The sequence below is a fragment of the Gordonia sesuvii genome (assembly GCF_036350415.1).
Lineage (GTDB): Bacteria > Actinomycetota > Actinomycetes > Mycobacteriales > Mycobacteriaceae > Gordonia > Gordonia sesuvii.
This window is the reverse complement of the sequence record NZ_JAZDUF010000004.1, coordinates 257,253-281,685: the sequence shown is the minus strand read 5'-3', so window position 1 is coordinate 281,685 and position 24,433 is coordinate 257,253. Positions and strand designations below refer to the sequence as shown.

The following is a 24,433-nucleotide window of genomic DNA, read 5'->3' as shown; positions in this document are numbered from 1 at the left end:
TGGCCGCCGGTCGGCCGCACTCGAGAGGAGCGGCCGAGGTGGTGGTGAAGGCCCGACGGATGGGCGAGTGGCTGCGCACCGAATCCGGGAGCGCCGCGCTGTTGGTCGCCGTGACGATCGTCGCGCTGCTCTGGGCGAACTCGCCGATGGGCGACTCGTACGAAGAGTTGTGGCACACCCACCTCGGTGTCGTGTTCGGCGAGCACGACTACGAGATGGAACTGCATCACTGGGTCAACGACGGCCTGATGGTCCTGTTCTTCTTCGTCATCGGACTCGAGGTGCGCCAGGAGTTCGCCGTCGGGTCACTGCGCGACCGACGCCGCGCGATGGTGCCGATGGCCGCCGGCGTGGCCGGGGTGATCGTGCCCGCGCTCGTCTACCTCGCGATCGCCGGCCGCGACGCCGTCGACGGATGGGGTGTGGTGGTCGGCACCGACACCGCCTTCCTGCTCGGCGCCCTCGCGATCGTCGGTCCGCGGATGTCCAACCAGCTGCGGATCTTCCTGCTGACGCTCACCGTCGTCGACGACTTCCTCGCCGTCTCGATCATCGGTGTCGTCTACACCGAGGACCTGAAGGTCGGCCCGCTGCTCGTCGCCCTCGCCGGCCTGGTCGGACTGTGGCTGCTCTCGAAAACGTCCGAATGGCGCAGCACCCCGTACGTCCTGCTGGTCATCATCGTCTGGGTGGCCACCCTCGATTCCGGTGTCCACCCGTCCCTGGCCGGCATGGCCGCCGGCCTGCTGGTGCCCGCGCGGCCCACCGAACGAGGTCATGTGGAACGGGCCAAAACCCTGTTCCGGGCCTACTGGCAGTCGCCGGAGGCCACCGTCGCGCGCACTGCGCGCCGCGGCCTCGCCCGGTCGATCTCGGTTAACGAACGCCTGCACGACGTGCTGCGCGCACCGGTGTCGCTGTTCGTCGTCCCCGTGTTCGCGCTGGCCAACGCCGGTATCGACCTGGGCGGCGGTGTGCTCGCCGAGGCGTTCACGTCGTCGATCACGTGGGGTGTGGTGATCGGTCTGGTCTTCGGCAAGCTCGTCGGCATCGCCTTGGGAACGTGGCTGGCGATCCGAGCCGGCCTGGGCAAGCTGCCCGACGGCGTCGGGCCGGGCAGCATCCTCGGCGGCGCGGCGCTGTCCGGAATCGGCTTCACCGTCTCCCTGCTCATCGTCGGGCTGGCATTCACCGACGGCGACGACGCCGCCAAGGCGACGGTCGGTGTGCTCACCGCCATGGTGGGCGCGACCTTGTTGGGCTGGCTGATCTTCACACGGGCCCGGGTGAAATGGGGGGAGACGTCGGCCGACCTGCCGGTGACGCTGGATCCGCCGGTGGACCTCGTCATCGACCACATCCGCGGCCCGGTCGACGCGCCGCTGACCGTCGTGGAGTTCCTGGATTTCGAATGCCCGTTCTGCGCCCGCACCACCGGCATGTGGAACGACGTACACGCACACTTCGGCGACCGCGTCCGCTACATCGTGCGACACCTGCCGCTGCTCGACTACCACCCGCACGCGATGCTCGCCGCGACCGCGGCAGAGGCGGCGGCCCGGCAGGGCAAGTTCTGGGAGATGCACGACGTGCTGTTCGCCAACCAGGCCGAACTCGAGGCCGAGCACCTGATCGTCTACGCCGAACGCCTCGAGTTGGACGTGAACCAGTTCGTCGCGGACCTGGAGAGCGAGGAGATCGCGACGGTCATCGCCGCCGACGAACAGAGCGCGTTCGCCAGTGGCGCCCGCGGCACCCCGACCTTCTTCCTCAACGGACACCGCCATCGCGGACCCCACGACGCCCGCACCCTGATCGACGAGCTCGAACAAGCGGAGGAAGCGACGTCGGCGGCGCGGCGGAGGTCGTAGGGGGCGGCCGCTATCGTGGCCCCATGACGATGAACGTGGACGCCACCAACCCCGAGCTGGTCACCGTGGGGGTGCCCACGCACTGGTACAACCTCGCGGCCGAACTCGAGACCCCGATCCCGCCCCATATGCACCCGGGTACCAAGGAACCGGTCGGTCCCGACGACCTGGTCGCGCTGTTCCCGGGCGGGCTCATCGCCCAGGAGGTGTCGACCGAGCCCTACATCGAGATCCCCGAACCGGTCCGCGAGATCTACCGCATGTGGCGGCCGTCGCCGCTGATCCGCGCGCGCCGGTTCGAGGAGGCGCTCAACACCAAGGCGCGCATCTACGTCAAGTACGAGGGCGTCAGCCCGGTCGGCAGCCACAAGACCAACTCCGCGGTCGCGCAGGCCTACTACAACAGCGTCGACGGTGTGCGGAAGCTGACCACGGAGACCGGTGCGGGCCAGTGGGGCAGTGCGCTGGCGTTCGCCGGCGCCCAGTTCGGCATCGACATCGAGGTGTGGCAGGTCCGGGCGTCCTACGACTCCAAGCCCTACCGCGGCCACCTGATCCGCACATACGGCGGCACGCTGCATCCGTCGCCGTCGGACCTCACCGAATCGGGACGTGCGATGCTCGCCAAGGACCCGAACACCACCGGCAGCCTCGGCATGGCGGTCAGCGAGGCCGTCGAGGTGGCGGCCGCCGACCCGGATGCCCGCTACGCCCTCGGCAGTGTCCTCAACCATGTGGTGTTGCACCAGAGCGTGATCGGGCAGGAGGCGGTCGCCCAGCTCAACGAGATCGAGAGCGGCGCAGACGTCGTGTTCGGTTGCGCCGGAGGCGGTTCCAACCTCGCCGGCCTGTCTTTCCCGTTCCTGCGGGAGAAGATCCACGGTAGGTCGAACCCGCGGGTCGTGGCCGCCGAACCCGCCGCATGCCCGTCCATCACCCAGGGCGAGTACCGCTACGATCACGGCGACGTAGCCGGCCTGACGCCACTGCTCAAGATGCACACGCTGGGAATGGATTTCGTGCCCGACCCGATCCACGCGGGCGGCCTGCGCTATCACGGAATGGCCCCCGCGCTCAGCCACACCGTCGAACTCGGACTGGTCGAGGGAGTCGCGATCAGCCAACACGACGCGTTCAGCGCGGGTGTGCAGTTCGCGCGGACCCAGGGCATCGTGCCGGCCCCGGAGTCGACGCACGCGATCGCCGCATGCGCCGCCCACGTCGCCGACAGCGACAAGGAGGAGGTCGTGGTGATCGGCTTGTCCGGGCACGGTCAGCTCGATCTGCCTGCGTACGCCGAGTTCCTCGACGGGAAGTTCTGACCCCCGACGCGATGCCCCCTGTTCCCTGAGGAGCCTCGTGAGGAACGAGCGAGGCGTCACGAAGGGGCCCTTCGTGACGCTCGCAGGCTCGCTCCTCAGGGACCGGGGTGACGCTCGCAAGCTCGCTCCTCACGGACCGGGGTTCCCACCTGCTCCCTGAGGAGGCCCGGAGCGCTAGCGGAGGGCCGTCACGAAGGGTAGGTGAAATGCGCACCGTCGGAATCGATCTCGCGGCGTCCCCGGCGCGGACGGCCGTTGCCGTGGTCGACTGGTCGACCGGTGCAGCGCGGCTGACGGATCTCGTCATGCCCGCCGACGACGCGCGAATCGTCGACCTGACCGCAGGGGCCGACCGGATCGGGATCGATGCACCGTTCGGGTGGCCCGACGACTTCGTCGACCTCGTCGTCGCGCAGCATCGCGGACAGCTCGGGCCGGGACGCGGCCTGGACGACATCGAGCAGCGCCGACCACTGGCCTACCGCCGGACCGACCGTCACGTCATGTCTGCGAAGCTGGGGAACCCGCTGAGCGTGTCCGCGGATCAGATCGCGCATGTCGCATTCCGGTGTGTCGGCCTGCTGGCCGACCTCGGCGTGTCGGATCGCGTCGACGGCCGGGCGGTGGAGGCATATCCGGCTGCGGCACTGCGCCACTGGGGCCTCACCCACCGCAGCTACAAAGGTCCGGCGCGACGGTCCGTGCTGGCGGCGTCGTATCAGGACCTCGTCGAGCGTGCACCCTGGTTCGACGTCGCCGGCCACCGCGAACTGCTCGTCACCGACGACAACGCATTCGACGCCGTCGTCACCGCGTTCATCGCGCGCGCCGCGGCGCTGGGGCGCACCACTCTCCCCGACGACGGGGATCGGCCGATCGCGTTGCGTGAGGGCTGGATTCACGTGCCCGACTGTGCACTGGCTGAACTCGTGTGAGCAGACAATGCCGCCGACTATGTCCTGCGCGCTGCACTGATCGCCGCCATGTGCTGCTCGCCCCAATCGCCGAGCGACGCCATCGCCCGATCCAGGGTCACCCCCATCGGCGTGAGGCTGTACACCACCTTCGGGGGCACCTCCTGATGCACCTCCCGGTTGATGATGCCGTCCCGTTCCAATTCCCGGAGCTGTTGAGTCAGCACCTTTTCCGAGATGCCCTCGAGCTCACGGCGCAGTTCGCCGGTGCGGCGCGGCTCCACACTCAGGGCCCACAGGATCAGCGGTTTCCACTTGCCGCCGATCACCGCCACCGCCGCATCGAGACCACAGATGAACTCGGGCATGTGTCCTCCTTGCGTCCTCTTCATGGGTGCCCCGTCCTGGTCATGACACCCACCTCAAGGTAAGTACCCCACAATATAGTGGGTACTTGTCGCCGTAGCGGTACGCGTCGACCATGGAGACATGACGACATCGACACCAGTTCAGCTCGATCAGACCGCATTGATAGGACTCGGCCCGATGGGGACGGCCCTCGCCGGTGCCATGCTCGCCGGGTCCGTGCCGCTCACGGTGTGGAACCGTACCCGCGCCAAAGCGGAGCCTCTCGCTGCCGACGGTGCCACCATCGGCGACGACCTGGAAACCGTTGTACGAGATGCGCAGCTGGTCATCACGTGTCTCCGTGATCACCAGTCCACGCGGGAACTCCTGCAGACCATTCCCGCGGCGGCATTCGCCGACACCACGGTCGTCGTCCTCGCCTCGTCGACGCCGGACGACGCTCGGGAGACCGCCCGATGGGCCGAGCAGCAGGGAATCGCCCTGCTGCCGGGCGCGATCATGGTGCCCACGCCGGTGATCGGGACGCCGGGTGCGCTGGTGCTCTACAGCGGCCCCCGACACCTCGTCGACCGTCACCGCGCGGTGCTGCAGACCTTTGCGCCGCGTTCGGAGTACGTCGGTGGCGATCCCGGGCTGGCATCGACTTTCGACACCGCCATGCTGGAGATCTTCTTCACCGCGATGACGGCGTTCCTGCACGCGGCTGCGATGGTCACCGCGACCGGTACCAGCGCAACCGATTTCGTGCCGAAGGCCAAGGAGATGCTGGACATCCTCCCGGCGACCTTCGAGGGACTGGCCGCCGACGTCGATGCCGGACAGCATCCGGGCATCGAGGACAGCATCGCCATGGAGGCCGCTGCGCTCGGACACATCGTCGCCGCCGCGCGGGACGCCGGGCTCGACGAACGTCTTCCCGCGCTCATGTACGACCTGGCGAGCACGACCGTCGCACGCGAACACGGCGACGACAGTTGGTCCCGGATCGTGGACATTCTTCGCCGGCCAGCGGGCTCTCCGACGACCACCGCGCTCGCCGGCTAACCGAGGTCGCGCCGCATCAGCACCCGCGGAAACCGGTTGAGCACCGACGTCGTGTCGGCAGCCCATTCGAAGCCGCCGTCCTCGAACAACTTTCGCGTGCCGACGTAGGCCATCGTCAGGTCGACCTTCTCGCCTTTGTTGTCGACCGGGTAGCCCTCGATCGCGGGGGCGCCGTGGTCGCGGGCGAAGTCGACAGCGCCGGCCAGCAGGGCGTGGGAGATGCCCTGTTTGCGGTGGCCGGGACGGACCCTGATACACCACACGGACCAGACATCGAGATCGTCGACGTGGGGGATCTTGCGGTTGCCGGCGAACGAGGTGTCGGCGCGCGGTGCCACCGCCGCCCAACCGACCACCTCGTCACCGTCGTAGGCGAGGACGCCCGGCGCCGGCTTGCGCCGCACCAACTTCCGCACATACTCGCCGCGTTCCTGACGGGCGAGCTGCTGATTGAGCTTGTTCGGAATCCGATAACTCAGGCACCAGCAGACGTTGGCGTCGGGACTCTTGGGCCCGACGACTGCGCGGACGTCGGCGAAGCGGGTCGCCGGGCGAACCTCTATGGCCATGCGTCCCAGGATGGTCGGATGGCGACCCATCCGCAAGGCAGGTTCCGAACTGTCATGGGGCGATGTCAGATCGACACCGCCAGCTTCCCGCGCACCTGACCCTCGGTGAGGTACTCCATCGCCTTCGCGGCCTCGGACAGCGCGAACGTCCGGTCCAGGGTGGGGCGTAACGTGCCTGCCTCGACCATGCCGCTCAGCACGGCCAGGTCGTCGGCGCTCTCCTTGGCCAGGATGCCGACCAACCGGTGCTTGACGAACGGCGACAGCAGCATCGCGCCGAGCTGACGTTGAATGCCGCCCAACATTTTTCCGCCGCCTTCTCCGCCGACTATGACAAGGGTGCCGCTCGGAGTCAGCAGGCGACGCAGGGCCGAGACGCGTCGATTGCCCGCGATGTCGAGGATGACGTCGAACGGGCCGGCCGAGACGTCTACGTCGTCGCGGGTGTAGTCGATCACCTGCTGTGCGCCCAGCGACCGCACCCGCTCGGATTTCGGACCGCTGGCCACGGCAACCACGTCGGCGCCGAACCCCGCGGCGACCTGCACGGCATACGAACCGACACCGCCGGATGCGCCGATCACCAGCACACGATCACCTGAGGTCACCCGACCCGCGTCGCGCACGCCTTGCAGCGCGGTGAGTCCCGACACCGGCAACACCGCAGCCTCATCGAAGGAGACACCGGCGGGCTTGCGTCCCAGGCGCTTGACCGGAACCACCGCATACTCGGCCATCGACCCGCCCGCCGTACCGATCACCTCATCACCCACCGACCAGACGTCGACGCCCGGGCCGACCTCGGCGACGACCCCGGCGAGGTCACGGCCGGGTACCGGCCAGCGGGGCCGTCGCAGGCCGAGTCCGAGGCGTGCGACGTAGGGCGTGCCCGTCATGAGGTGCCAGGTGCCGCGGTCGAGACCGGCGGCATGCACCCGCACCAGAACCTCGTCCCTTTTGGGTAAGGGACGATCCACCTCGCCCAGGTGCAGACAGTCGCTGGTGCCGTACTCGCACTGAGTCAATGCCCTCATCGTCGGCTCCAAAACTTACGCTGTAAGTCGATGGTCAACGGTACGGCTTGCGTCGGCAGAGGGTCAAGGGGCTGGTCACGGAACGACACGACAGTGGGGTCGGTCCGAGCCCGCGTCAGCTACGGAAGAACTCCAACAGATCGGCGTTGATGGTTGCCGCCTCCGTCGTCGGCATCCCGTGCGGGAATCCCGGGTAGGTTTTGAGCGTGCCGTTCGGCAAGAACTCGGCGGACCGGACACCGGCATCCTCGTAGGGCACCACCTGGTCGTCCTCGCCGTGCAGCACCAGCACCGGGATCTCGATCTTCTCCAGGTCCGGGGTGAAATCGGTCTGCGAGAACGCGACCACACCGTCGTAATGCGCCTTCGCGCCGCCCATCATCCCTTGGCGCCACCAGTTCGCGATCACACCCTGCGACGGCTCGGCGCCCTCCCGGTTGTAGCCGTAGAACGGTCCGGCGGCGAACTCCCAGAAGAAGTCCGCACGACGCTGCGCGACCTGCGTCTGGATGTCGTCGAAGACCTCCTTGGGCAGTCCGTCGGGGTTGCTGTCGGTCTTGACCATGATGGGCGGCACCGCGCTGATGAGGACCGCCTTGGCGGCGCGGTCGACGCCGTGCCGGGCGAGGTAGCGGGCGATCTCGCCACCGCCGGTGGAATGGCCGACGTGGATGGCGTCGGTCAGATCCAGATGCTCGACGACCGCACGCATGTCGTCGGCGTAGTGGTCCATGTCGTGACCGTCTGTGACCTGAGCGGACCGCCCGTGACCGCGACGGTCATGGGCCACCACCCGATAGCCGTGCTCCAGGAAGAACATCATCTGCGCGTCCCAGTCGTCGGACGACAGCGGCCATCCGTGGCTGAACACGATCGGCTGACCGGAACCCCAGTCCTTGTAGAAGATGTCGACGCCGTCGGAGGTGGTGATGGTGGGCATGGGGTGCTCCTTCGCAGAGTGATGACGAGGTGACCAGCACTGTCAGTCTGCGCGCCGCGCTCGCTCCGCGGTCCCACTCGATGCGCCACAAACACCCCCATTTGCGACATCTCTTCCGGTGCTCACCTCATCCGGCGGCAGCCCGGGTGGAGGAGAACCGGCGCTGGTACTTGCGGGGGGAGATGCCGATCCGGGTGACGAACGCCCGGCGCATCACTTCCGCGCTGCCGTAGCCGGCCGCGTGGGCGGCTGCGGTCACGGTGAAACCGGCGTGCAGTTTGTCGCGGGCCATCGCGAACCGGGCCTCGGCGACGAAGCCGGCCGGAGTGGTGCCGAGCTCGTCTCGGAAGAGTCTGGTCAGTTGCCTCGCACTGACATTCACATGCTCCGCGATGCTCGCAACCGTGTGCGGCAGATGGAGATTCGCGTGAACATGATCGGTTGCCCGACGGACCAGGCTGGTGCGTGGCGGTGGCCCGCTGAGCGACGACGAGAACTGCGACTGGCCGCCGCCGCGCTGCATGTAGACGAGGAGCCCCTGAGCGGTCCGTCGCGCCACCTCGGCGCCGTGGTCCTCTTCTACAAGCGACAGGCTCAGGTCGATTCCGGCAACCACTCCGGCCGAACTGTAGACGTCACCGTCGCGGACGTAGATCGCGTCGGAGTCCACCCGGACCGCGGGGAAGCGGTGCGCCAGGTCGGCGGTGAACTTCCAGTGCGTCGTCGCTGACCGCCCGTCCAGGAGCCCGGCCTGGGCGAGCACAAACGAACCGGTGCACACCGACGCGAGGCGGCGGGTGCGTCCGGCGAGATCGGATACGGCGGCGATGAGTTCCGGTGTCACGAACAACGGCGGCGCGATCTCGCTGCCGGCGATCATCACGGTGTCGAACCGGCCCGAGCCCGATACCGGATCGGTGCTGACCCGCACCCCCACCGATGTCGCCACATCACCACCCGAGGGAGACATGACGACGACCTCGTAGTCGCCGCCGAACTGGTTGGCCTCGACGAACACCTCCGCGGGCCCGGTGAAGTCGAGCATCTTCACGCCGTCGAACACGACGATCCCGATCCGGCGGCGGGCGCCGGAGCGCACGATCTGCATGTCCACAATTTATGCCCTCACCGATGGCGGTGTCGTAGAGAACCTAGGGTGAGGTCATGAGCGTCGACACTTCGACCGAGCAGCAGGTCACGATCGTCGAGGTCGCTCCGCGCGACGGTCTGCAGAACGAGAAGGTGTCGTTGTCGACCGACCAGAAGCTCGACCTCGTGGGTCGCGCGGTGGGGTTCGGCGCACGCAACGTCGAGGTCACCAGCTTCGTCCACCCCAAGAAGGTGCCGGCGATGGCCGACGCCGAAGACGTGGTGCGCGGGCTGCCGGACGTCGACGGCGTCACCTACAGCGCCCTGGTGCTCAACGAACGTGGGCTCGACCGCGCACTGTCGGCCGGGGTCAGCGAGGTCAACGCCGTGGTCCACTGCACCGACACCTTCAGCAACCGCAACCAGGGCACCGACGTCGACGGTGGCGTGGCCATCTGGCATCGGATCGCGCGGACCGCGCGCGCCGCCGGCGTGACCGCGAACCTGACGATCGCGGTGGCGTTCGGCTGCCCGTTCGAGGGCGAGGTGTCCGTCGACCGGCTGCGGTCTGTGCTCGACGGGGTCATGGTGGAGCCGCCCACCGAGCTGTCCCTCGCCGACACCATCGGTGTCGCGGTTCCGGCCGACGTCCGCGAACGCTTCGCCGTCGCGGCCGCGCTGATTCCGTCGGGAGTTGCGCTGCGCGCGCACTTCCACGACACCCGTGCATGCGGGATCGGCAACGCCCTGGCCGCGGTCGAGTCGGGAGTCACCGTGCTCGACGCCAGCCTCGGCGGCATCGGCGGGTGCCCGTTCGCCCCGAACGCGACCGGAAACATCGCCACCGACGACCTTGCCTACGCTCTCGATCGCACCGGCGTCGGGCACGGGTTGGACACCGACCGGCTCCACGAGGCGGGCCAGTGGCTCGAGGACCTGTTCGGACGGCGGCTGCCGTCGTCCGTGTTGCACGCGGGCGGGTTTCCGGAGTCGTCGGTAGTCGGCTGAGCCGGCTTGGGGCCGCAGCGCCTGGTGGCGTAACGGCGACGATGCCGCCGATCGGGCGGCGCTGGCCAGCGGCTTCGCGGCGGCTCAGGTGGCGTAACACTGCGGGTAACGCCAAACTCGTCGGCTTTCGGCACGATCGACGGCATGCTCTTGACGACGCCACAGGCCCCCATGGCCCGTCAGCGATCCGCCGGCCGAAAGGGCATGGTGTGGATCCCCGGCGGAACCTTCTGGATGGGCTCCGACGATTTCTATCCGGAGGAACGTCCGGTGCACCAGGTGATGGTGGACGGATTCTGGATGGACACCCACCCGGTGACGGTGGCCGACTTCCGACGGTTCGTCAAAGACACGGGATATGTCACCACCGCCGAACGCCAACCCGACGCCGCAGATTTCCCGGACGCCGATCCTGACCTTCTCGTTCCCGGGTCGATGGTCTTCACACCGCCGTTAGGACCGGTTCCGCTCGACGACTACCGACGGTGGTGGTCGTATGTCCCGGAGGCGAACTGGCGCCATCCCGAGGGCACGGACAGTCACGTCGGAGACCGTCGACTGCATCCGGTGACCCACGTGTCGTTCGACGATGCGACGGCTTACGCCGAATGGGCGGGCAAGTCCCTACCCACCGAGGCCGAATGGGAGTTCGCCGCACGAGGCGGCCTCGACCGGATGGCCTATGTCTGGGGTGACCACGACGAGCCGCACGGCCGCCCCGGCGGCAATGTGTGGCAGGGTTTGTTCCCCTGGGAGAACCTCGAAACCGACGGCTTCGCCGGCACTTCTCCGGTGGGACGATTCCGCCCCAACGGATACGGACTCGTCGACATGGCGGGCAACGTCTGGGAGTGGACCTGCGACCGCTACACCGCGAGTCACGCGGACAGCGACAAGAACGTCGCACCCGCCACCAGTTGCTGCGTCCCCCGAAATCCTCTGCAGACCAATGCGTCCGGAAACGATGATCGACGCGTGGTGAAGGGCGGGTCGCACCTGTGCGCCCCCAACTATTGCAATCGATACCGGCCTGCCGCACGCCAGGGTCACGTCGACGACGCATCCACCGGGCACATCGGATTTCGCTGTATCGCAAAGGAAGTGGAACAGAGTTGACCGCAACGCACGAACCTGCCGTGCAGTACGGCGCGGACTCGATCACCATCCTGGAGGGTCTCGACGTCGTCCGGAAGCGGCCGGGCATGTACATCGGGTCGACCAGTGCCCGCGGATTGCACCACATGCTGTGGGAGGTCATCGACAACGGCGTCGACGAGGCCATGGCCGGGTATGCGACCCGCGTCGCGGTCCGGTTGCTCGCCGACGGGGGCGCCGAGGTCTCCGACGACGGCCGCGGAATCCCGGTGGCCATGCACGCCAGCGGAATCCCGACGATCGACGTGGTGATGACCCAACTGCACGCAGGCGGCAAGTTCGACGCCGACGGTGGCGCGTACTCGGTGTCCGGCGGCCTGCACGGAGTCGGTGTGTCCGTCGTCAACGCACTGTCCACCCGACTCGAAGTGGACATCGCCCGAGACGGCCACCACTGGTTCCAACGCTACGACCGGTCACTCCCAGGTCACTTACGCCGCGGTGAACAGACGACGTCCACCGGGACGACAGTGCGATTCTGGCCGGACCCGGACGTCTTCGAAACCGTCGACCTCGATGCTGAGATCGTCGCCCGTCGGCTGCAGGAGATGGCCTTCCTCAACAGCGGCCTCGAACTCACGCTGATGGACGACCGGACCGACGGGTCCCTGCGGCGGTACCACCATCCGGGGGGTCTGAAGGACTTCGTCGGGCACATCAACCGCACCAAAGAGGGGTTGCATCCCACCATCATCGGATTCGACGCGCGGGGAACGGGATACGAAGTGGAGGTGGCGCTGCAATGGAGTGCCGGCTACGCCGAGTCCATCCACACGTTCGCCAACACCATCAACACCCCGGACGGCGGCGTCCACGAGGAAGGGTTCCGCGCGGCGCTGACGGCCGTCGTCAACCGGCATGCTCGCTCGTCGAAGGTGTTGAAGGACAAAGACGCCAATCTGTCGGGCGACGACATCCGGGAAGGGTTGGCCGCGGTGGTCTCGGTGAAGGTGGCCGATCCGCAGTTCGAAGGGCAGACCAAGACCCGTCTGGGAAACAGCGAGATCCGCTCCTTCGTCCAACGCGTGTGCCACGAACGCCTCACCGAGTGGTTCGACGCCAACCCGGCGGAAGCCAAGGCGATCGTGAGCAAGGCGGCGTCGTCGGCGCAGGCCCGGATGGCCGCGCGACGGGCCAGGGAACTGGTGCGCCGCAAGACCGCCGGCGGTCTCGGTGGTCTTCCGGGAAAACTGGCGGACTGCCGCAGCGGCGAACCGGAGCGCAGTGAGATCTTCATCGTGGAGGGCGACTCCGCCGGCGGCAGCGCCAAATCGGGACGAGATTCGATGTATCAGGCCATCCTGCCCATCCGAGGCAAGATCATCAATGTCGAGAAGACGCGGATCGACAAGGTGCTAAAGAACACCGAGGTGCAGGCGATCATCACCGCATTCGGCACCGGTATCCACGCCGAGTTCGACATCGAGAAACTGCGCTACCACAAGATCGTCCTGATGGCCGACGCCGACGTCGACGGTCAGCACATCTCCACGCTGCTGCTCACTCTGCTGTTCCGGTACATGCGTCCACTCATCGAGCACGGGCATGTCTACCTGGCCCAACCGCCGCTGTACAAGCTCAAATGGCATAGGGGACAACCTGAATACGCGTACTCGGATCGAGAGCGTGATCAGCTTGTGGCCGCCGGCCGCGCCGCCGGACGGCGCCTCGACGCCGACTCCGGCATCCAGCGGTACAAGGGTCTCGGTGAGATGAGCGCCGCCGAGCTGTGGGAGACGACGATGGATCCCTCGGCACGCGTTCTTCGTCAGCTGACTCTCAGCGACGCCGCGCTCGCCGACGAGATCTTCTCGATCCTGATGGGTGAGGATGTCGAGGCGCGGCGTGGATTCATCACCCGCAACGCCGGGGACGAGCGTTTCCTCGACATCTGACACGTTCCGTTCTGGTCCCTACGGCCCCCGTCGACCCCCTCGGTCGACGGGGGCCGTAGGCGTCTGCGCCGGCGCAGAGTTCCTCGGGTGGCGTTTCTGGGGCCAAAGCGCCGGGCAATAGTGCCTGGCCAGCGGATTCTTCGGGTGCGACGTGGCGTAACTGATCGATAATTTCCAGGCAAATCGATGGGAATGTCCGATTGACAGAGTGAACACATGACATCGAGGCCACGGATTCCTCCGAAGGACTTCCCGCGAGCACCGGCCCGCAAGTACGCCGGTACCCGCGAGGACGCCGCACGGTGGGTTCGTGACGTGCTCCGTACACAGATCCTCGACGGTGCGTTCGGTGGTCTGGCTGCGCCGCGTCCGATGCTGCCACCGGAGAACGAGCTGGCCCGTGAGTGGGGAGTGAGCCGAAACGCGATCCGCGAGGCGCTCGACCTGCTTCGCGCGGAGGGCCTCATCACCCGAGTGCAGGGAGCCGGAACCTTCGTGACCGGTGCCAAACTCCGACAGCGCATCGACAGGCTCGAAGGTCTCGCCGAATCTCTGGCAGGACATCAGCTCTCGGTGGAGAATCGGGTCCTGTCGGCGCGCGAGTCGACGGCTACGCCATCGGTGGCCGACAAGCTGCAGATCCAAGAGGGCAGCCCGATCCTGTTCATCGAGCGGCTGCGATCGGTGGGGAACGTCCCGCTGTCCCTGGACACCACGTCGCTCCGGCCGGAGGCCATCGACATCCTCGACGGGGCCAACCTCGCCGAGGAGGACGTGTTCCGCCTCCTGGAAGACAAGCTCGGTGTGCGACTCGGTCAGGCGGAGAACACCGTCGAGGCGGTGGCCGCAGACAAGGGAACGGCTCGGCACCTGGATGTTCGCGTCGGCTCACCGGTACTGCTCCTGCATCGCCTCTCGTACCTGGATGACGGAACCCCGTTCGACCTCGAGTCCGTGCGCTATCGCGGAGATCGGCTGTCGCTGGTCTCCGTCAACCCCCGGGTCCGCCCCGCCGACGACGACCCGTCGGTCCTCTGACATTTCGGCTCAACAGGAATCACCAACAGAAAGGAAGTGAGGCACAACCATGTCCACACCCGGAAAACAACCCAACATCGTGTACTTTCACGTCGACAATCTCGGTCTCGGAGAACTCGGTTGCTACGGCGGCGGCATCCTGCGTGGCGCCGACACCAAGAACATCGACACCTTTGCCGCCGACAGCCTGAAGCTGTCCCACTTCGTCGTCGAACCCCAGTGCACACCAACCCGTTCGGCGCTCATGACCGGCCGGTATCCGATCCGATCCGGCAATCACACCATCGCACTCGGCGGCAACGCCGGCGGCATCGTCGCGTGGGAACGCACCATGGGCGACATCCTGTCCGACGCCGGTTACGCGACCGCCTGCTACGGCAAGTGGCACATCGGCGCCGAGGACGGTCGCTGGCCGACCGACCACGGGTTCGACGAATGGTACGGTCCCGCACGCACTTACGACGAGTGCCTGTGGCCCGACGATCCGTGGTACAAGGGCGAGCGTGACGGTTGGTCGTACATGTACGACGGCACCAAGGAAGGTGGGGTCCGTACGACCGACGAACAACTGACCGTCGAACTCAAGGGGCGGATGGACGCCGAGTACGACCGCCGCGCACACGCGTTCATGGAGCGAAGCGTCGCCGACGACAAGCCGTTCTTCCTGTACCACAACCACTCTCTGCTGCACTTCCCGATCGAGGTCCGCGAGGAGTTCCGGGGCAAGAGCAGCAACGGGGACTGGGGCGATGCCCTGCTGATGCTCGATCACGACTTCCAGAGCATCCTGGACAAACTCGATGAGCTCGGTATCGCCGACGACACCATCGTCGTGTTCGCCGGTGACAACGGACCCGAGGACCACCTGGCCGGCCGCGGCACCGCGGGCTTCTTCGACGGCTCGTACTTCAGCTCGGCCGAGGGCGGCATCCGTACCCCGGCACTCATCCGCTGGCCCGGCCACGTGAAGGCGCGCGAGAGCAACGAAATGATGCATGTCACCGACATGTTCACCACGCTGCTGCGGCTCGCCGGTTGCGAGATCCCCGACGATCGGCAGATCGACGGCATCGACCAGCGCGAGTTCTTCGCCGGTGCAGAAGAATCCGCACGCGAAGGATGCATGGTGTGGCTCAACGACGAACTACACGCGGTCAAGTGGTCGCAGTTCAAGATCAGTTTCGTCCGCCAGCAACACTTCCACGACCCGGAGATCCCACTCGGCTTCGCCCGGATCATCAACCTGCTGGAAGACCCGAAGGAGCGTGAGCCGGTGAACCAGACGTTCGTGCGGTGGTGGGTCATGCAGCACGCCCACCGGATCATCCGGGAGCACGACGAGACCGTCGAGATCGAAGAACTGATCCCGCCGGGCGCGCCGCTGGACTTCGTGCCGAAACGCAAGGTCGCCGTCGGGGTCTGACGGCAGTGCCGGCGGGGCGGCGGGCCCATATCGGCTCGCCGCCCCGCCGGCACACCATCGAGAGGAGCAACCATGAGCATCGACACGGCAACGCGCCGCGATGTGCGGACGCGCCTGACGTCGGGGATGGACGACGCGGTTCGCGGGTTCCGTGGTTCGGCGACGCTGGCCGCCCTGCGCGACCCGCGGAAGTTCCGGACGGAGTTCTTCGCCGGACTGGTCACCGCACTGGCGCTGATTCCCGAGACGATCTCGTTCTCGCTGATCGCCGGTGTCGGGCCCGCAGTCGGCCTGTTCACGTCATTCATCTTCGCGATGACGATCGCCGTCGTCGGTGGCAGACCGGCGATGATCTCGGCCGCAGCGGGGTCGGTCGCGCTCGTGGTCGCCCCTGTGGTTCGTGACCACGGCGTCGACTACCTCATCGCGACGGTGATCCTGGCCGGCGTTCTGCAGGTAGTGATGTCGATGCTCGGGGTGGCCAAGCTGATGCGTTTCATCCCGCACAGCGTGATGACCGGATTCGTGAATGCGCTGGCGATCCTGATCTTCACCGCCCAACTCCCACACCTCATCGGTGTGCCCTGGCTGGTGTATCCGATGACGGCGGCCGGCCTGATCATGATGGTCGCGCTGCCGAAGATCACCACGGTGGTCCCTGCGCCGCTGGTCGCCACGGCGATACTCACCGTGATCGCGGTGGTGTTCGCGGTCGGGGTGCCGACCGTGGGTGACGAGGGCCCGATGTCGTCGGACATGCCGACGCTCGGCATTCCGGGCGTCCCGTTGACCCTGGAGACGCTCCAGATCATCTTCCCGTACGCACTGGCGGTTGCATTGGTGGGACTTCTCGAGTCCCTCATCACCGCACAACTCGTCGATGATCTGACCGATACCCGGTCGGATCTGAAGCGGGAGAGTTGGGGGCAGGGAGTCGGGAACGTGGTCACCGGTTTCTTCGGCGGGATGGGCGGCTGCGCCATGATCGGCCAAACCATGATGAACGTGAAGAGTGGTGGGCGAACACGGCTTTCGACATTCGTGGCCGGCGCCGCGCTCTTGTCCTTGGTTCTGTTCTTCAGTCCGGCTCTGGCGGCGATACCCATGGCCGCGTTGGTCGCCGTCATGATGATGGTGGCTGCGGCGACGATGGATTGGCAGTCGATATCGCCGAAGACTCTGCGGCGCATGCCGTTCGGCGAATCGCTGACGATGCTGGCCACCGTCGCGGTCACAGTGGTGACACACAATCTCGCGTACGGGGTGATCGTCGGGGTCCTGTGCGCGATGGTGATGTTCGTGACCCGTGCCGCGGGCCGTGCATCGATCGAGGACGGCGACCAGGTCGACGTGGCCGAAGACGACACGTCCGGTCCCACGCGAACGTATCGGGTCACCGGTGATCTGTTCTTCGCGTCCAGTCACGGTCTGGTCGACCGCTTCGACTACCGCGGCGACCCCTCACAAGTGGTCATCGACTTCTCCGCATCGCACGTCTGGGACGCGACGACAGTCGCAACACTCGACGTCATCCGCGAAAAGTATCGCGAGCACGGTACGACGGTGCGTTTCGTCGGCCTCAACGCGGCATCCGAGGCGCTGCACACCCGCCTGTCCGGGGCATCACCGGCAGGCTGAACGTTCGACCGAGTCCGCCCGGGCATCCGATCACGACGGATCGGTGCCCGGGTTTCGTCGTTTCCAGAAACCGAGTCAGAGCAGGGCGGCGGCGAGCAGGACCGCGGCCAACGTGGTGATGGCGGCGCCCGACAGCAGGATCGCATAGGGAGCGGCGATCCGACGGGGCAGCGGACGGCGCGACAGAGTCCGTCGGCGGTGCTGACCGACGATGTAGACGATCAGGGCGAGCAATGCGGCGGCCGCGGCAGATGCGCAGCGCACCGGGCTGTAGGCGTCGGGATGAGCGATCAGATCGCGCCCACCGATCATCAGACCGTTCGCGAGAATTGCCAGTGAGGTCCGTGTCCACGCGAGATCTGTCCGCTCGGCCTGCAACCCGGGATCGAAGTTCGGCGTGTTCATCCGTGCAGGAAGGCCGAGACCACGGCCGCGCCGACAGCAATCGCGCCGATGGCGATCATCACGACTGTCACGTACGTGGCGACCCTCGGTCGTGGGAGTGGCTGGTCACGACGGATGGCCCGATCGTTGAGTTGCCAGCGGCGCAATCCGCCGGCCGCCGTCATCACGGCGAGAACCCCGAGCAGCCCGCCCAGGCCGTACCGGACGACCGGATCGGCCGGCTCCGGGAGGAACTGAAGGACCGCCACCGACGCCGCGAGCAGGCCGAGCGATGTCCGTTGCCAGGCGAGGAACGTCCGCTCGTTCGCGAGAGTGAAGCGATAGTCGGGTTCGTCCGCGACGGTGTCGTCGAGAGCAGGGTCGTGAGCGGGGGTGGGGTGGGATTCCATAGATACCAGGATCCCGTAATCGGGCATCGGTAGGCCAGCCAAACATGGTGGCGTTACTACTCTTTCGAGGAGGCAGGTAATGGTGTGCAGATACGAGAACGTGTGCCGAGGATGCGAAACCCGCTGTACAGCAGGGGGTCACGTGAATGCTGGGTGCCGCGGGCTGTGGCCGACGGTGGCCGCACAAGCCTGTGACCTGGTGGCTTAACCGTCATGCAACGGTGAGTCGCTCAGATGTAACAGTTGGCTCCGAGTCTTGTGTCATGTCCAAGACCACCACCACCCGTCGGGTTTCCACCACCCAGACACGCCGCCGCGGCCGGGTCGCGACGGCCGCGGCCACCGCCGCGCTCGCCCTGAGTTCCGTGCTCACCGGTTGTGGGATGTTCGACTCCGATGCCGTCGTCGTCAACGTCGGCTACCAGTCGAAGACCATCAACACGGTCAATGCCGGCACGCTGATGCGCGACCGCGAGGCCTTCGAGAACGCTCTCGACCAGGCGGGTGAGCAGACCGGCAAGAACTACCGGGTGGTCTGGCAGGACTTCTCCTCGGGCGCGCCGCTCACCGCGGCGATGATCGCTTCCCACGTCGACATCGGGTCGATGGGCGATTACCCGCTGCTGACGAACGGGTCCAAGACCAAGAAGTACGACGACGCGAAAACCGACTTCATCGCCACCACCGGCTACAACCTGCGCGGATCGCTGAACCAGGTCGTCGTGCCGAACGGATCGACGGCCACCGACCTCGACGATCTGGTGGGCACGTCGGTGTCCACGAGCCTCGGTTCCGCGGGTGACGGCATGCTGTCGACCGGCCTCGCACAAGCGGGTATCGCCAAGGACGACGTCAACATCTCCAACCAGGACCCGTCGATCGGAGCGGCAGCCATCGAGGGCAATCAGGTGGACGCGTTCGCCCAGTTCGTGCCGTGGCCCCAGCTCATCGTGTTCCGCAACCAGGGCCGCCTCCTCTACGACGGCGGCGACAACGGTGTACCGACCTTCCACGGAGTGGTCGCTCGCGAACAGTTCTCCGCAGAGCACCCGGAGGTGATGACCGCGTTCATGCAGGCCCTGCGGGAGACCACGGAGTACATCACCGCCGAGCCGATGCAGGCGGCACTGCGCGTCAGTGAGATCACCGGGATCGAACCCGAGGTCGTGTACCTCTACAACGGGCCCAACGGCCTCGTCTCGTTCGACCCGACCATCAAGGCCCAGTTCGGGCCTGCCCTCGAACAGGTCAAGAAGTACCTCGTCGGTCGAGGTGCGGTGGCCGAGGACTTCGACGTCGCCGGATTCACCGACACGGAGTACCTGCGGGAACTGTACGGTGCCGATTTCGCAGCCAAGACTGCCGACGTCGGCAACCCCAGCACCCTGACCGGAATCGACGACGTCTGCGGGCTCCCCGTCGGGGACCCCGCCACCGCATCGGAGGTCTGGTTCGCCGGACAGCAGACCACCGACGTCGCCGCGACGCCGAGCTGTGCCCTCCGCAGAATGGCCGACACCGGAACGGCCGTACGGGCCGGCTACGTTCCTGATGCGGTGACCGCCACCAAGCTGTTCGCCGCGCACGCGACATGGCTTGCCGACCCGAATGCGCCTGCATCGCAGCGCTTCCTGCCCTTCGCGACCCAGGCGGGTGCGGCCGAGTACCTGGAGAGCCACCCCGGTATGACCGAGGTGTCCTACGAGACCGCGCTGCAGGAGTCTCGCTCGACCACCTGACCTGACCCGACACCGACCCCATACCCACTCCCCGACAGGAGAACTCACATGGCTCACATCGCCGCCACCGAGGATCGTCCCACCACCCCACCAAGCGCCGACTCCGCGCCCGCCACAGCGCCGACGCCGACCGCCGACGCGCCGGCCGGAATTGCCGAACAGCGTCGGCGAAAGCTGCGCCGGACCGCGCTGACGATCGTCCTGCCGATCATCCCGATCGCCGCGTTCGTCGCCGTCTGGTACTACCTCACTGCCAACGAGGTGGTCGCGTGGCTGCGGTTCAACCGGATGCCGACTCCCGGTGCGGTACTGGACAGCTTAGTCGAGCGGGTCAGCAGCGGCGGCTACTACGCTGACCTGTTCGCGAGCCTGCAACGCATCCTCATCGGATTCGGGCTCGCGGCCATCGTCGGCATCGCGCTCGGCATGCTGATCGGTCGCTCCGAGATCGCCCGGAAGACGTTGCGGCCCTTCATCGAGATGATCCGGCCGATCCCCGCGATCGCACTGGTGCCCCTGACCATCCTGCTGTTCCCGTCCAGTGAGCAGGGCATCGTCTTCATCACCTTCTTCGCAGCGTTCTTCCCCGTCCTCGTCAGTACCATCCACGCGATGGACTCGCTGCCGAAGGTCTGGGAGGAGGCAGCCCAGACGATGGGTGCCGGCCGCTGGACGATCCTGCGCAGCGTCGTGCTGCCCGGCGCCATGCCGGGAATCTTCGCGGGCCTCTCGGTCGCGATGGGCGTCGCCTGGATCTGTGTGGTCAGCGCCGAGATGATCTCCGGTCAGTTCGGCATCGGCTACTACACCTGGCAGTCCTACGGCCTTCTCGACTACGCGGGCGTCGTCGTCGGCATGCTGTCGATCGGAGCTCTCGGACTCATCACCGCCTGGATCGTCGAACTCATCGGCCGCCGGGTCAACCACTGGCTGCCGCGAGCCTCGCGCTGAGCCTGCCCACCCCTTCGACAAAGGACCCAAGACGATGACGATCACCAAGAACAGGACCAAGGTCGACGCCAAGGCCACCTCGGACATCCACGTACACGAATCCGGCGCCGGCGCCGCGGTCAGCCTCCGGCGACTGCAGCTGGGATACGGCGGAAACGTCGCGGCCAACGTCACCCTCGACATCGAACCCGGCGAGGTCGTGGTCTTCCTCGGCCCGTCGGGCTGCGGAAAGTCGACCATCCTCCGGGCGATGGCCGGGCTGCTCCCGCCCATCGCCGGCGAGGCCACCGTGAACGGAAAAGCCATCGCCGGCAACGATGCACGCTGTGCCATGGTCTTCCAGGAAGATGCCCTCTTCCCGTGGCGAACCGCACTGAAGAACGTGCAATTCCCACTCAAGCTGCGGGGACTGCGAGGCAACGACTCCACAAAGGCCGCGACCCGCTACCTCGAGCAGGTCGGCCTCGGCAAGTATCTGGATCACCTGCCCAGTCACCTGTCGGGGGGCATGCGTCAGCGCGTGCAACTCGCACGGACACTGGCATGTGAGCCCCAGGTCATGCTCATGGACGAGCCGTTCGGCGCGCTCGACGCCCAGACCCGACTCGACATGCAGCAGCTGCTGATCTCGGTGTGGGAGCAGACGCAGATGACGATCCTGTTCGTCACCCATGACGTCGACGAAGCGTTGCTTCTCGCCGACCGCGTGGTGCTCCTGACCCACCGCCCGGCCACTGTCGCCGATGTGATCACCATCGAGAAACCGCGCGACCCAGAGGCCCAGTTCCAGGAGAGCTATCAGCGTCGGCGCCAGTCGATCCTGGAGTTCCTCGGGCACTCGCCGGTCGGCACGCACTGACGCCTCCGAGCCGTTCGTCCCCCAGGTTTCGTTTCCTCCCCCTGCTGCAGATGGCGGATGAGGCAGGACCTGGGGGACGAACGGGTTTGGGGCATAGTACAACTCAGTCGAGCAGCTTCTTCTGCACCTTGCCCATGGCGTTGCGGGGGAGGGCGTCGACGAAGCGGACTTCCCGGGGGCGCTTGTGGTGGGACAGTTCGGTGGTGACGTGATCGATCAACTCGGTCTCGGACGTGCCGCCGCCGACGACGTACGCGACGATCCGTTGGCCGAGGTCGTCGTCGGGCACGCCGATCACCGCGACCTCGTCGACGGCCGGATGGCCGAGCAGGACGGTCTCGATCTCGCCTGCACCGATCCGGTAGCCGCCGGACTTGATCAGGTCGGTCGCGCGACGTCCGACGATGCGGTGCATCCCGTCGGGATCGATGACGGCGACGTCGCCGGTGGCGAAAAACCCGTCGACCAACCATGATTCAGCCGACTTCTCGGGTTGGTTCAGGTAGCCCGACGCCATCATCGGGCCACGCACGTGCAGATCACCGACCGTCTCGCCGTCGTGGGGGAGGTCGGTGTCGCCCTCGCGGATACGGGTTTCGACACCGCGCACCGGGAGGCCGACCCAACCCGGCCTACGCTCACCGTCGGCACGGGTGCTGACCGTGATCATCGTCTCGGTCATGCCATAGCGTTCGACGATCTCGTGGCCGGTCAGGGCACGGATGTTCTCGAACACCGGTACCGGTAGCGGCGCGCTGCCGGACACCAGCAGCCGTGCCGATGACAGGCGTTGCGCGGAAGCGGAATCGGCAGCCATCCGGGTCCACACCGTCGGAACACCGAAATACATTGTCGCACCATGATCCATTGCGGCGGCATAGTTCTCCGGAGTCGGCCGCACCGTGTGAACCAGGCGGCCCCCGCGACGCAGCGGACCCAGCACCCCGAGGATCAGTCCGTGGACATGGAAAAGTGGAAGGCCATGTGCCAGAGTGTCGTCGGCAGTCCATTGCCATGCATCGGCGAGTGCGTCCAGTCCGGCGGCGATGGCACGACGTGAGATCGGCACCCCCTTGGGCAGGCCGGTGGTGCCGGATGTGTAGAGGATCAACGCGGTCGATGACTCCGGCGGTTCCGGATGTCGATGCCACGAGCGGGCGTAGCGGCGCACCGGGATCACCGGCAGCGTCGGTTCGTCCGGCGCGGCACCGAGCCACGCCTGCGCCCCGGAGTCGGACAGGATGTGCTCGAGTTCGCGGGCCCCGGAATCCGGCGGAACGGGCACCGCGGCAACACCGGCGATGAGGCATCCCACCAGCGCCAGCACCGTGTCGGTGCTCGGCCGCGCGAGGACCGCGAGAGTGTGCGCGCCCCCGATCCGCTCGGCCACCGCCGTCGCCGCGCCGACGAGATCTTCGCGGGAGAGTCGGTCGTCGCCGATCGTGATGGCGTCGGCGAGGTCGGGTGCGGCAGGGGTCAGCGTCGGGAACAGCACCCCACTACCTTCCCATTTATCGATTCGTGCCCGAGCGTGCCCGGCTGATAATCTGGTGGCCACGTTCACGCGATGCTGTAACTCGCTAGTTGAACCAGAGGCCGGGGCGATTACAGAAACCCCCCGGTCTTGTCCAAAACTTTCAGGCCGAAAGTCCCTCCCGCTCGGAATCGTGCGCAGTTAGGGTGCCCTACATGGCTCGCTCGTTTCGGTTCCTCGTCCTGCTCATGGCTGCCGTCACGGCAGTCGTGGCATCGGCGGGACTGTCGGCTTCCGCCTCCGCGGCGCCGACGTTCCGGCCGCACATCGACGTCTATCTCGCCGACGGGGTCACGCCGGTCGGTGACACGATCGTCCACCCGGGCGACGAACTCGTGGTCACGGGCCGCGGTTTCGATCCGAACGCGAACCGGGATGGACTGCCGCTGCCGGTCCCGCCCGGTGTGCCGCACGGGACGTTCATCGCCTTCGGCGCGTTCGCCCCGGACTGGAAACCGTCTGCTGGTGCCCCGGAGTCGGCGCGTGCCACCGATCGACTCGGCGTCCAGTGGGCTCTGTCGGCGGACGCGTTGGCCCGGGTGCCCGACGTGCCGTTCGACATGCGACGCACCATCCGCCAGCAGTGGGTGCCGCTCGAACGCGACGGCACCTTCACCGCCCGCCTCCAGGCCGGCACCCCTGCCGACATCCCGGCGGGCGCCCGCTACGGCGTCTACACCTATGGCGCCGCCGGGGCGACCAACGCCGCACAGGAACTGTCGGTGCCCGTCAACTATTCGGCCGAGCCCGGCCCGAACACTCCCGTGCCCGCGCCCCGCAACCTGCTCTGGGGCTATTCACCCGGCTTCCATCGGACGATAACCGACGATGTGCAGGGCGGCATCTACGGAACCGGCGGTGCCGACATCGACGACGCCGGGCGGATGACGTTCGATCTCGTCGAGGAGTCGGTCACCGACGGCAGCGGTGTGTTGCGGTATCGCGGAACCGTCGTCGCATTCAGTCGCTTCCACCTCGCCGAGATCGCGCTCGCCGACCCGGTGATCCGCGTCATTGACGGGCAGGGCGTGCTGAGTATGCGCACGTCCACCACGAACATGAACGGCACCGACGCGATGCGCCGCGTCGACATCGCCGACGTCGATCTCCGCCAGATCGGCAGCGGCCGCGACGTTCTGGGCGCGCAGGTCAGTTTCCGGCCCGGTATCGGTCCCGAAGCGCTCGCCGTGCTGTCTCTCGGACCGGCCGCGCCGATGGACCTGCGGTTTCCGGTGAACTGACGGCGC

At 67.0% G+C, this 24,433-nt stretch carries 22 protein-coding genes; 14 read left to right on the top strand and 8 right to left on the bottom strand.

What is annotated here, in order from left to right; genetic code table 11:
* Positions 1 to 38 precede the first annotated feature (38 nt).
* The 3 genes from nhaA (at position 39) to VZC37_RS15110 (ending at position 4,128) form a co-directional block, all read left to right on the top strand.
* A complete protein-coding gene (gene nhaA, locus VZC37_RS15120; RefSeq protein ID WP_330433390.1) occupies positions 39 to 1,871 on the top strand; it encodes a Na+/H+ antiporter NhaA in 1,833 nt (610 codons plus the stop codon).
* A 23-nt stretch (positions 1,872 to 1,894) separates the two neighbouring features.
* Positions 1,895 to 3,193 (top strand): TrpB-like pyridoxal phosphate-dependent enzyme, encoded by a 1,299-nt coding sequence (locus tag VZC37_RS15115; protein ID WP_330433389.1) that lies wholly within the window; start codon positions 1,895 to 1,897, stop codon positions 3,191 to 3,193.
* A 206-nt stretch (positions 3,194 to 3,399) separates the two neighbouring features.
* Positions 3,400 to 4,128 carry a DUF429 domain-containing protein gene (locus VZC37_RS15110; protein ID WP_330433388.1) on the top strand — a complete coding sequence of 243 codons (729 nt, stop codon included), beginning with the start codon at positions 3,400 to 3,402 and terminating at the stop codon, positions 4,126 to 4,128.
* A 17-nt stretch (positions 4,129 to 4,145) separates the two neighbouring features.
* Here VZC37_RS15110 and VZC37_RS15105 read toward each other — a convergent pair whose 3' ends face one another.
* The gene (locus VZC37_RS15105) at positions 4,146 to 4,475 is read right to left on the bottom strand and encodes a winged helix-turn-helix transcriptional regulator (RefSeq protein ID WP_330433387.1); all 330 of its coding nucleotides are present in this window, start codon (positions 4,473 to 4,475) and stop codon (positions 4,146 to 4,148) included.
* Positions 4,476 to 4,596: 121 nt separating this feature from the next.
* Here VZC37_RS15105 and VZC37_RS15100 point away from each other — a divergent pair, with 121 nt between their 5' ends.
* Positions 4,597 to 5,520: an NAD(P)-dependent oxidoreductase gene (locus tag VZC37_RS15100; protein ID WP_330433386.1), complete on the top strand. Its 924-nt coding sequence runs from the start codon at positions 4,597 to 4,599 to the stop codon at positions 5,518 to 5,520.
* Here VZC37_RS15100 and VZC37_RS15095 read toward each other — a convergent pair.
* The 4 genes from VZC37_RS15095 to VZC37_RS15080 form a co-directional block, all read right to left on the bottom strand.
* The gene (locus VZC37_RS15095) at positions 5,517 to 6,089 is read right to left on the bottom strand and encodes a GNAT family N-acetyltransferase (protein WP_330433385.1); all 573 of its coding nucleotides are present in this window, start codon (positions 6,087 to 6,089) and stop codon (positions 5,517 to 5,519) included. The two genes, VZC37_RS15100 and VZC37_RS15095, sit on opposite strands and share 4 nt — an antisense overlap.
* A 65-nt stretch (positions 6,090 to 6,154) precedes the next feature.
* Positions 6,155 to 7,123: an NAD(P)-dependent alcohol dehydrogenase gene (locus VZC37_RS15090; protein ID WP_330433384.1), complete on the bottom strand. Its 969-nt coding sequence runs from the start codon at positions 7,121 to 7,123 to the stop codon at positions 6,155 to 6,157.
* 115 nt (positions 7,124 to 7,238) lie between these two features.
* Positions 7,239 to 8,063 (bottom strand): alpha/beta fold hydrolase, encoded by an 825-nt coding sequence (locus VZC37_RS15085; RefSeq protein WP_330433383.1) that lies wholly within the window; start codon positions 8,061 to 8,063, stop codon positions 7,239 to 7,241.
* Between the two features lie 127 nt (positions 8,064 to 8,190).
* Entirely contained in the window at positions 8,191 to 9,171 is a 981-nt protein-coding gene (locus VZC37_RS15080; protein WP_330433382.1) for a GlxA family transcriptional regulator, read from the bottom strand.
* A 56-nt stretch (positions 9,172 to 9,227) separates the two neighbouring features.
* Between VZC37_RS15080 and VZC37_RS15075 the strand changes: the two genes are divergently transcribed.
* The 6 genes from VZC37_RS15075 to VZC37_RS15050 all read left to right on the top strand — a co-directional run bounded on the left by VZC37_RS15075 (position 9,228) and on the right by VZC37_RS15050 (position 17,309).
* Complete coding sequence (locus VZC37_RS15075; protein ID WP_330433381.1) at positions 9,228 to 10,160, top strand: hydroxymethylglutaryl-CoA lyase; 933 nt, start codon at positions 9,228 to 9,230, stop codon at positions 10,158 to 10,160.
* Between the two features lie 144 nt (positions 10,161 to 10,304).
* Entirely contained in the window at positions 10,305 to 11,276 is a 972-nt protein-coding gene (locus VZC37_RS15070; protein ID WP_488803385.1) for a formylglycine-generating enzyme family protein, read from the top strand.
* Entirely contained in the window at positions 11,273 to 13,210 is a 1,938-nt protein-coding gene (gyrB, locus tag VZC37_RS15065) for a DNA topoisomerase (ATP-hydrolyzing) subunit B (RefSeq protein ID WP_330433380.1), read from the top strand. Before VZC37_RS15070 ends, gyrB begins: the two co-directional genes overlap by 4 nt.
* Before the next feature lie 216 nt (positions 13,211 to 13,426).
* Positions 13,427 to 14,248, top strand: a complete 822-nt coding sequence (locus VZC37_RS15060; RefSeq protein WP_330433379.1) for a GntR family transcriptional regulator — start codon at positions 13,427 to 13,429, stop codon at positions 14,246 to 14,248.
* A 49-nt stretch (positions 14,249 to 14,297) separates the two neighbouring features.
* Positions 14,298 to 15,671 (top strand): arylsulfatase, encoded by a 1,374-nt coding sequence (locus VZC37_RS15055; RefSeq protein WP_330433378.1) that lies wholly within the window; start codon positions 14,298 to 14,300, stop codon positions 15,669 to 15,671.
* A gap of 126 nt (positions 15,672 to 15,797) precedes the next feature.
* On the top strand, positions 15,798 to 17,309 hold the full coding sequence (locus tag VZC37_RS15050) for a SulP family inorganic anion transporter (RefSeq protein ID WP_330433764.1): 1,512 nt from the start codon (positions 15,798 to 15,800) through the stop codon (positions 17,307 to 17,309).
* 75 nt (positions 17,310 to 17,384) lie between these two features.
* Here VZC37_RS15050 and VZC37_RS15045 read toward each other — a convergent pair whose 3' ends face one another.
* Together VZC37_RS15045 and VZC37_RS15040 are read right to left on the bottom strand one after the other, a co-directional pair.
* Complete coding sequence (locus tag VZC37_RS15045) at positions 17,385 to 17,714, bottom strand: DUF202 domain-containing protein (RefSeq protein ID WP_330433377.1); 330 nt, start codon at positions 17,712 to 17,714, stop codon at positions 17,385 to 17,387.
* On the bottom strand, positions 17,711 to 18,103 hold the full coding sequence (locus VZC37_RS15040) for a YidH family protein (protein ID WP_330433376.1): 393 nt from the start codon (positions 18,101 to 18,103) through the stop codon (positions 17,711 to 17,713). The genes VZC37_RS15045 and VZC37_RS15040 overlap by 4 nt, the downstream gene beginning before the upstream one ends.
* A 263-nt stretch (positions 18,104 to 18,366) precedes the next feature.
* Here VZC37_RS15040 and VZC37_RS15035 point away from each other — a divergent pair, with 263 nt between their 5' ends.
* Genes VZC37_RS15035 through VZC37_RS15025 form a run of 3 tightly spaced genes read left to right on the top strand, consistent with a single transcriptional unit; the run spans position 18,367 to position 21,652 of the window.
* Positions 18,367 to 19,842 carry an ABC transporter substrate-binding protein gene (locus tag VZC37_RS15035; protein ID WP_330433375.1) on the top strand — a complete coding sequence of 492 codons (1,476 nt, stop codon included), beginning with the start codon at positions 18,367 to 18,369 and terminating at the stop codon, positions 19,840 to 19,842.
* Positions 19,843 to 19,890: 48 nt separating this feature from the next.
* Positions 19,891 to 20,793, top strand: a complete 903-nt coding sequence (locus VZC37_RS15030) for an ABC transporter permease (RefSeq protein ID WP_330433374.1) — start codon at positions 19,891 to 19,893, stop codon at positions 20,791 to 20,793.
* A 34-nt stretch (positions 20,794 to 20,827) separates the two neighbouring features.
* The gene (locus tag VZC37_RS15025) at positions 20,828 to 21,652 is read left to right on the top strand and encodes an ABC transporter ATP-binding protein (RefSeq protein ID WP_330433373.1); all 825 of its coding nucleotides are present in this window, start codon (positions 20,828 to 20,830) and stop codon (positions 21,650 to 21,652) included.
* 103 nt (positions 21,653 to 21,755) lie between these two features.
* On the opposite strand, the gene VZC37_RS15020 is transcribed toward VZC37_RS15025, so the two are convergent.
* Positions 21,756 to 23,147, bottom strand: a complete 1,392-nt coding sequence (locus tag VZC37_RS15020; RefSeq protein ID WP_330433372.1) for an acyl-CoA synthetase — start codon at positions 23,145 to 23,147, stop codon at positions 21,756 to 21,758.
* Positions 23,148 to 23,341: 194 nt separating this feature from the next.
* On the opposite strand from VZC37_RS15020, the gene VZC37_RS15015 reads away from it, so the two are divergent.
* Positions 23,342 to 24,427: an HtaA domain-containing protein gene (locus VZC37_RS15015; RefSeq protein ID WP_330433371.1), complete on the top strand. Its 1,086-nt coding sequence runs from the start codon at positions 23,342 to 23,344 to the stop codon at positions 24,425 to 24,427.
* Positions 24,428 to 24,433: the final 6 nt, after the last annotated feature.

What these genes read in the sequence shown, in the direction of transcription:
- VZC37_RS15090 (WP_330433384.1), bottom strand. Translation starts at nt 7,123, where the DNA reads ATGAGGGCATTGACTCAGTGCGAGTACGGCACCAGCGACTGTCTGCAC.
- VZC37_RS15100 (WP_330433386.1), top strand. Translation starts at nt 4,597, where the DNA reads ATGACGACATCGACACCAGTTCAGCTCGATCAGACCGCATTGATAGGA.
- VZC37_RS15035 (WP_330433375.1), top strand. Translation starts at nt 18,367, where the DNA reads ATGTCCAAGACCACCACCACCCGTCGGGTTTCCACCACCCAGACACGC.
- VZC37_RS15055 (WP_330433378.1), top strand. Translation starts at nt 14,298, where the DNA reads ATGTCCACACCCGGAAAACAACCCAACATCGTGTACTTTCACGTCGAC.
- VZC37_RS15045 (WP_330433377.1), bottom strand. Translation starts at nt 17,714, where the DNA reads ATGAACACGCCGAACTTCGATCCCGGGTTGCAGGCCGAGCGGACAGAT.
- VZC37_RS15080 (WP_330433382.1), bottom strand. Translation starts at nt 9,171, where the DNA reads ATGCAGATCGTGCGCTCCGGCGCCCGCCGCCGGATCGGGATCGTCGTG.
- VZC37_RS15050 (WP_330433764.1), top strand. Translation starts at nt 15,798, where the DNA reads ATGGACGACGCGGTTCGCGGGTTCCGTGGTTCGGCGACGCTGGCCGCC.
- VZC37_RS15085 (WP_330433383.1), bottom strand. Translation starts at nt 8,063, where the DNA reads ATGCCCACCATCACCACCTCCGACGGCGTCGACATCTTCTACAAGGAC.
- VZC37_RS15095 (WP_330433385.1), bottom strand. Translation starts at nt 6,089, where the DNA reads ATGGCCATAGAGGTTCGCCCGGCGACCCGCTTCGCCGACGTCCGCGCA.
- VZC37_RS15015 (WP_330433371.1), top strand. Translation starts at nt 23,342, where the DNA reads ATGGCTCGCTCGTTTCGGTTCCTCGTCCTGCTCATGGCTGCCGTCACG.
- VZC37_RS15040 (WP_330433376.1), bottom strand. Translation starts at nt 18,103, where the DNA reads ATGGAATCCCACCCCACCCCCGCTCACGACCCTGCTCTCGACGACACC.
- VZC37_RS15110 (WP_330433388.1), top strand. Translation starts at nt 3,400, where the DNA reads ATGCGCACCGTCGGAATCGATCTCGCGGCGTCCCCGGCGCGGACGGCC.
- VZC37_RS15105 (WP_330433387.1), bottom strand. Translation starts at nt 4,475, where the DNA reads ATGCCCGAGTTCATCTGTGGTCTCGATGCGGCGGTGGCGGTGATCGGC.
- VZC37_RS15075 (WP_330433381.1), top strand. Translation starts at nt 9,228, where the DNA reads ATGAGCGTCGACACTTCGACCGAGCAGCAGGTCACGATCGTCGAGGTC.
- VZC37_RS15070 (WP_488803385.1), top strand. Translation starts at nt 10,305, where the DNA reads ATGCTCTTGACGACGCCACAGGCCCCCATGGCCCGTCAGCGATCCGCC.
- VZC37_RS15025 (WP_330433373.1), top strand. Translation starts at nt 20,828, where the DNA reads ATGACGATCACCAAGAACAGGACCAAGGTCGACGCCAAGGCCACCTCG.
- VZC37_RS15030 (WP_330433374.1), top strand. Translation starts at nt 19,891, where the DNA reads ATGGCTCACATCGCCGCCACCGAGGATCGTCCCACCACCCCACCAAGC.
- VZC37_RS15115 (WP_330433389.1), top strand. Translation starts at nt 1,895, where the DNA reads ATGACGATGAACGTGGACGCCACCAACCCCGAGCTGGTCACCGTGGGG.
- VZC37_RS15060 (WP_330433379.1), top strand. Translation starts at nt 13,427, where the DNA reads ATGACATCGAGGCCACGGATTCCTCCGAAGGACTTCCCGCGAGCACCG.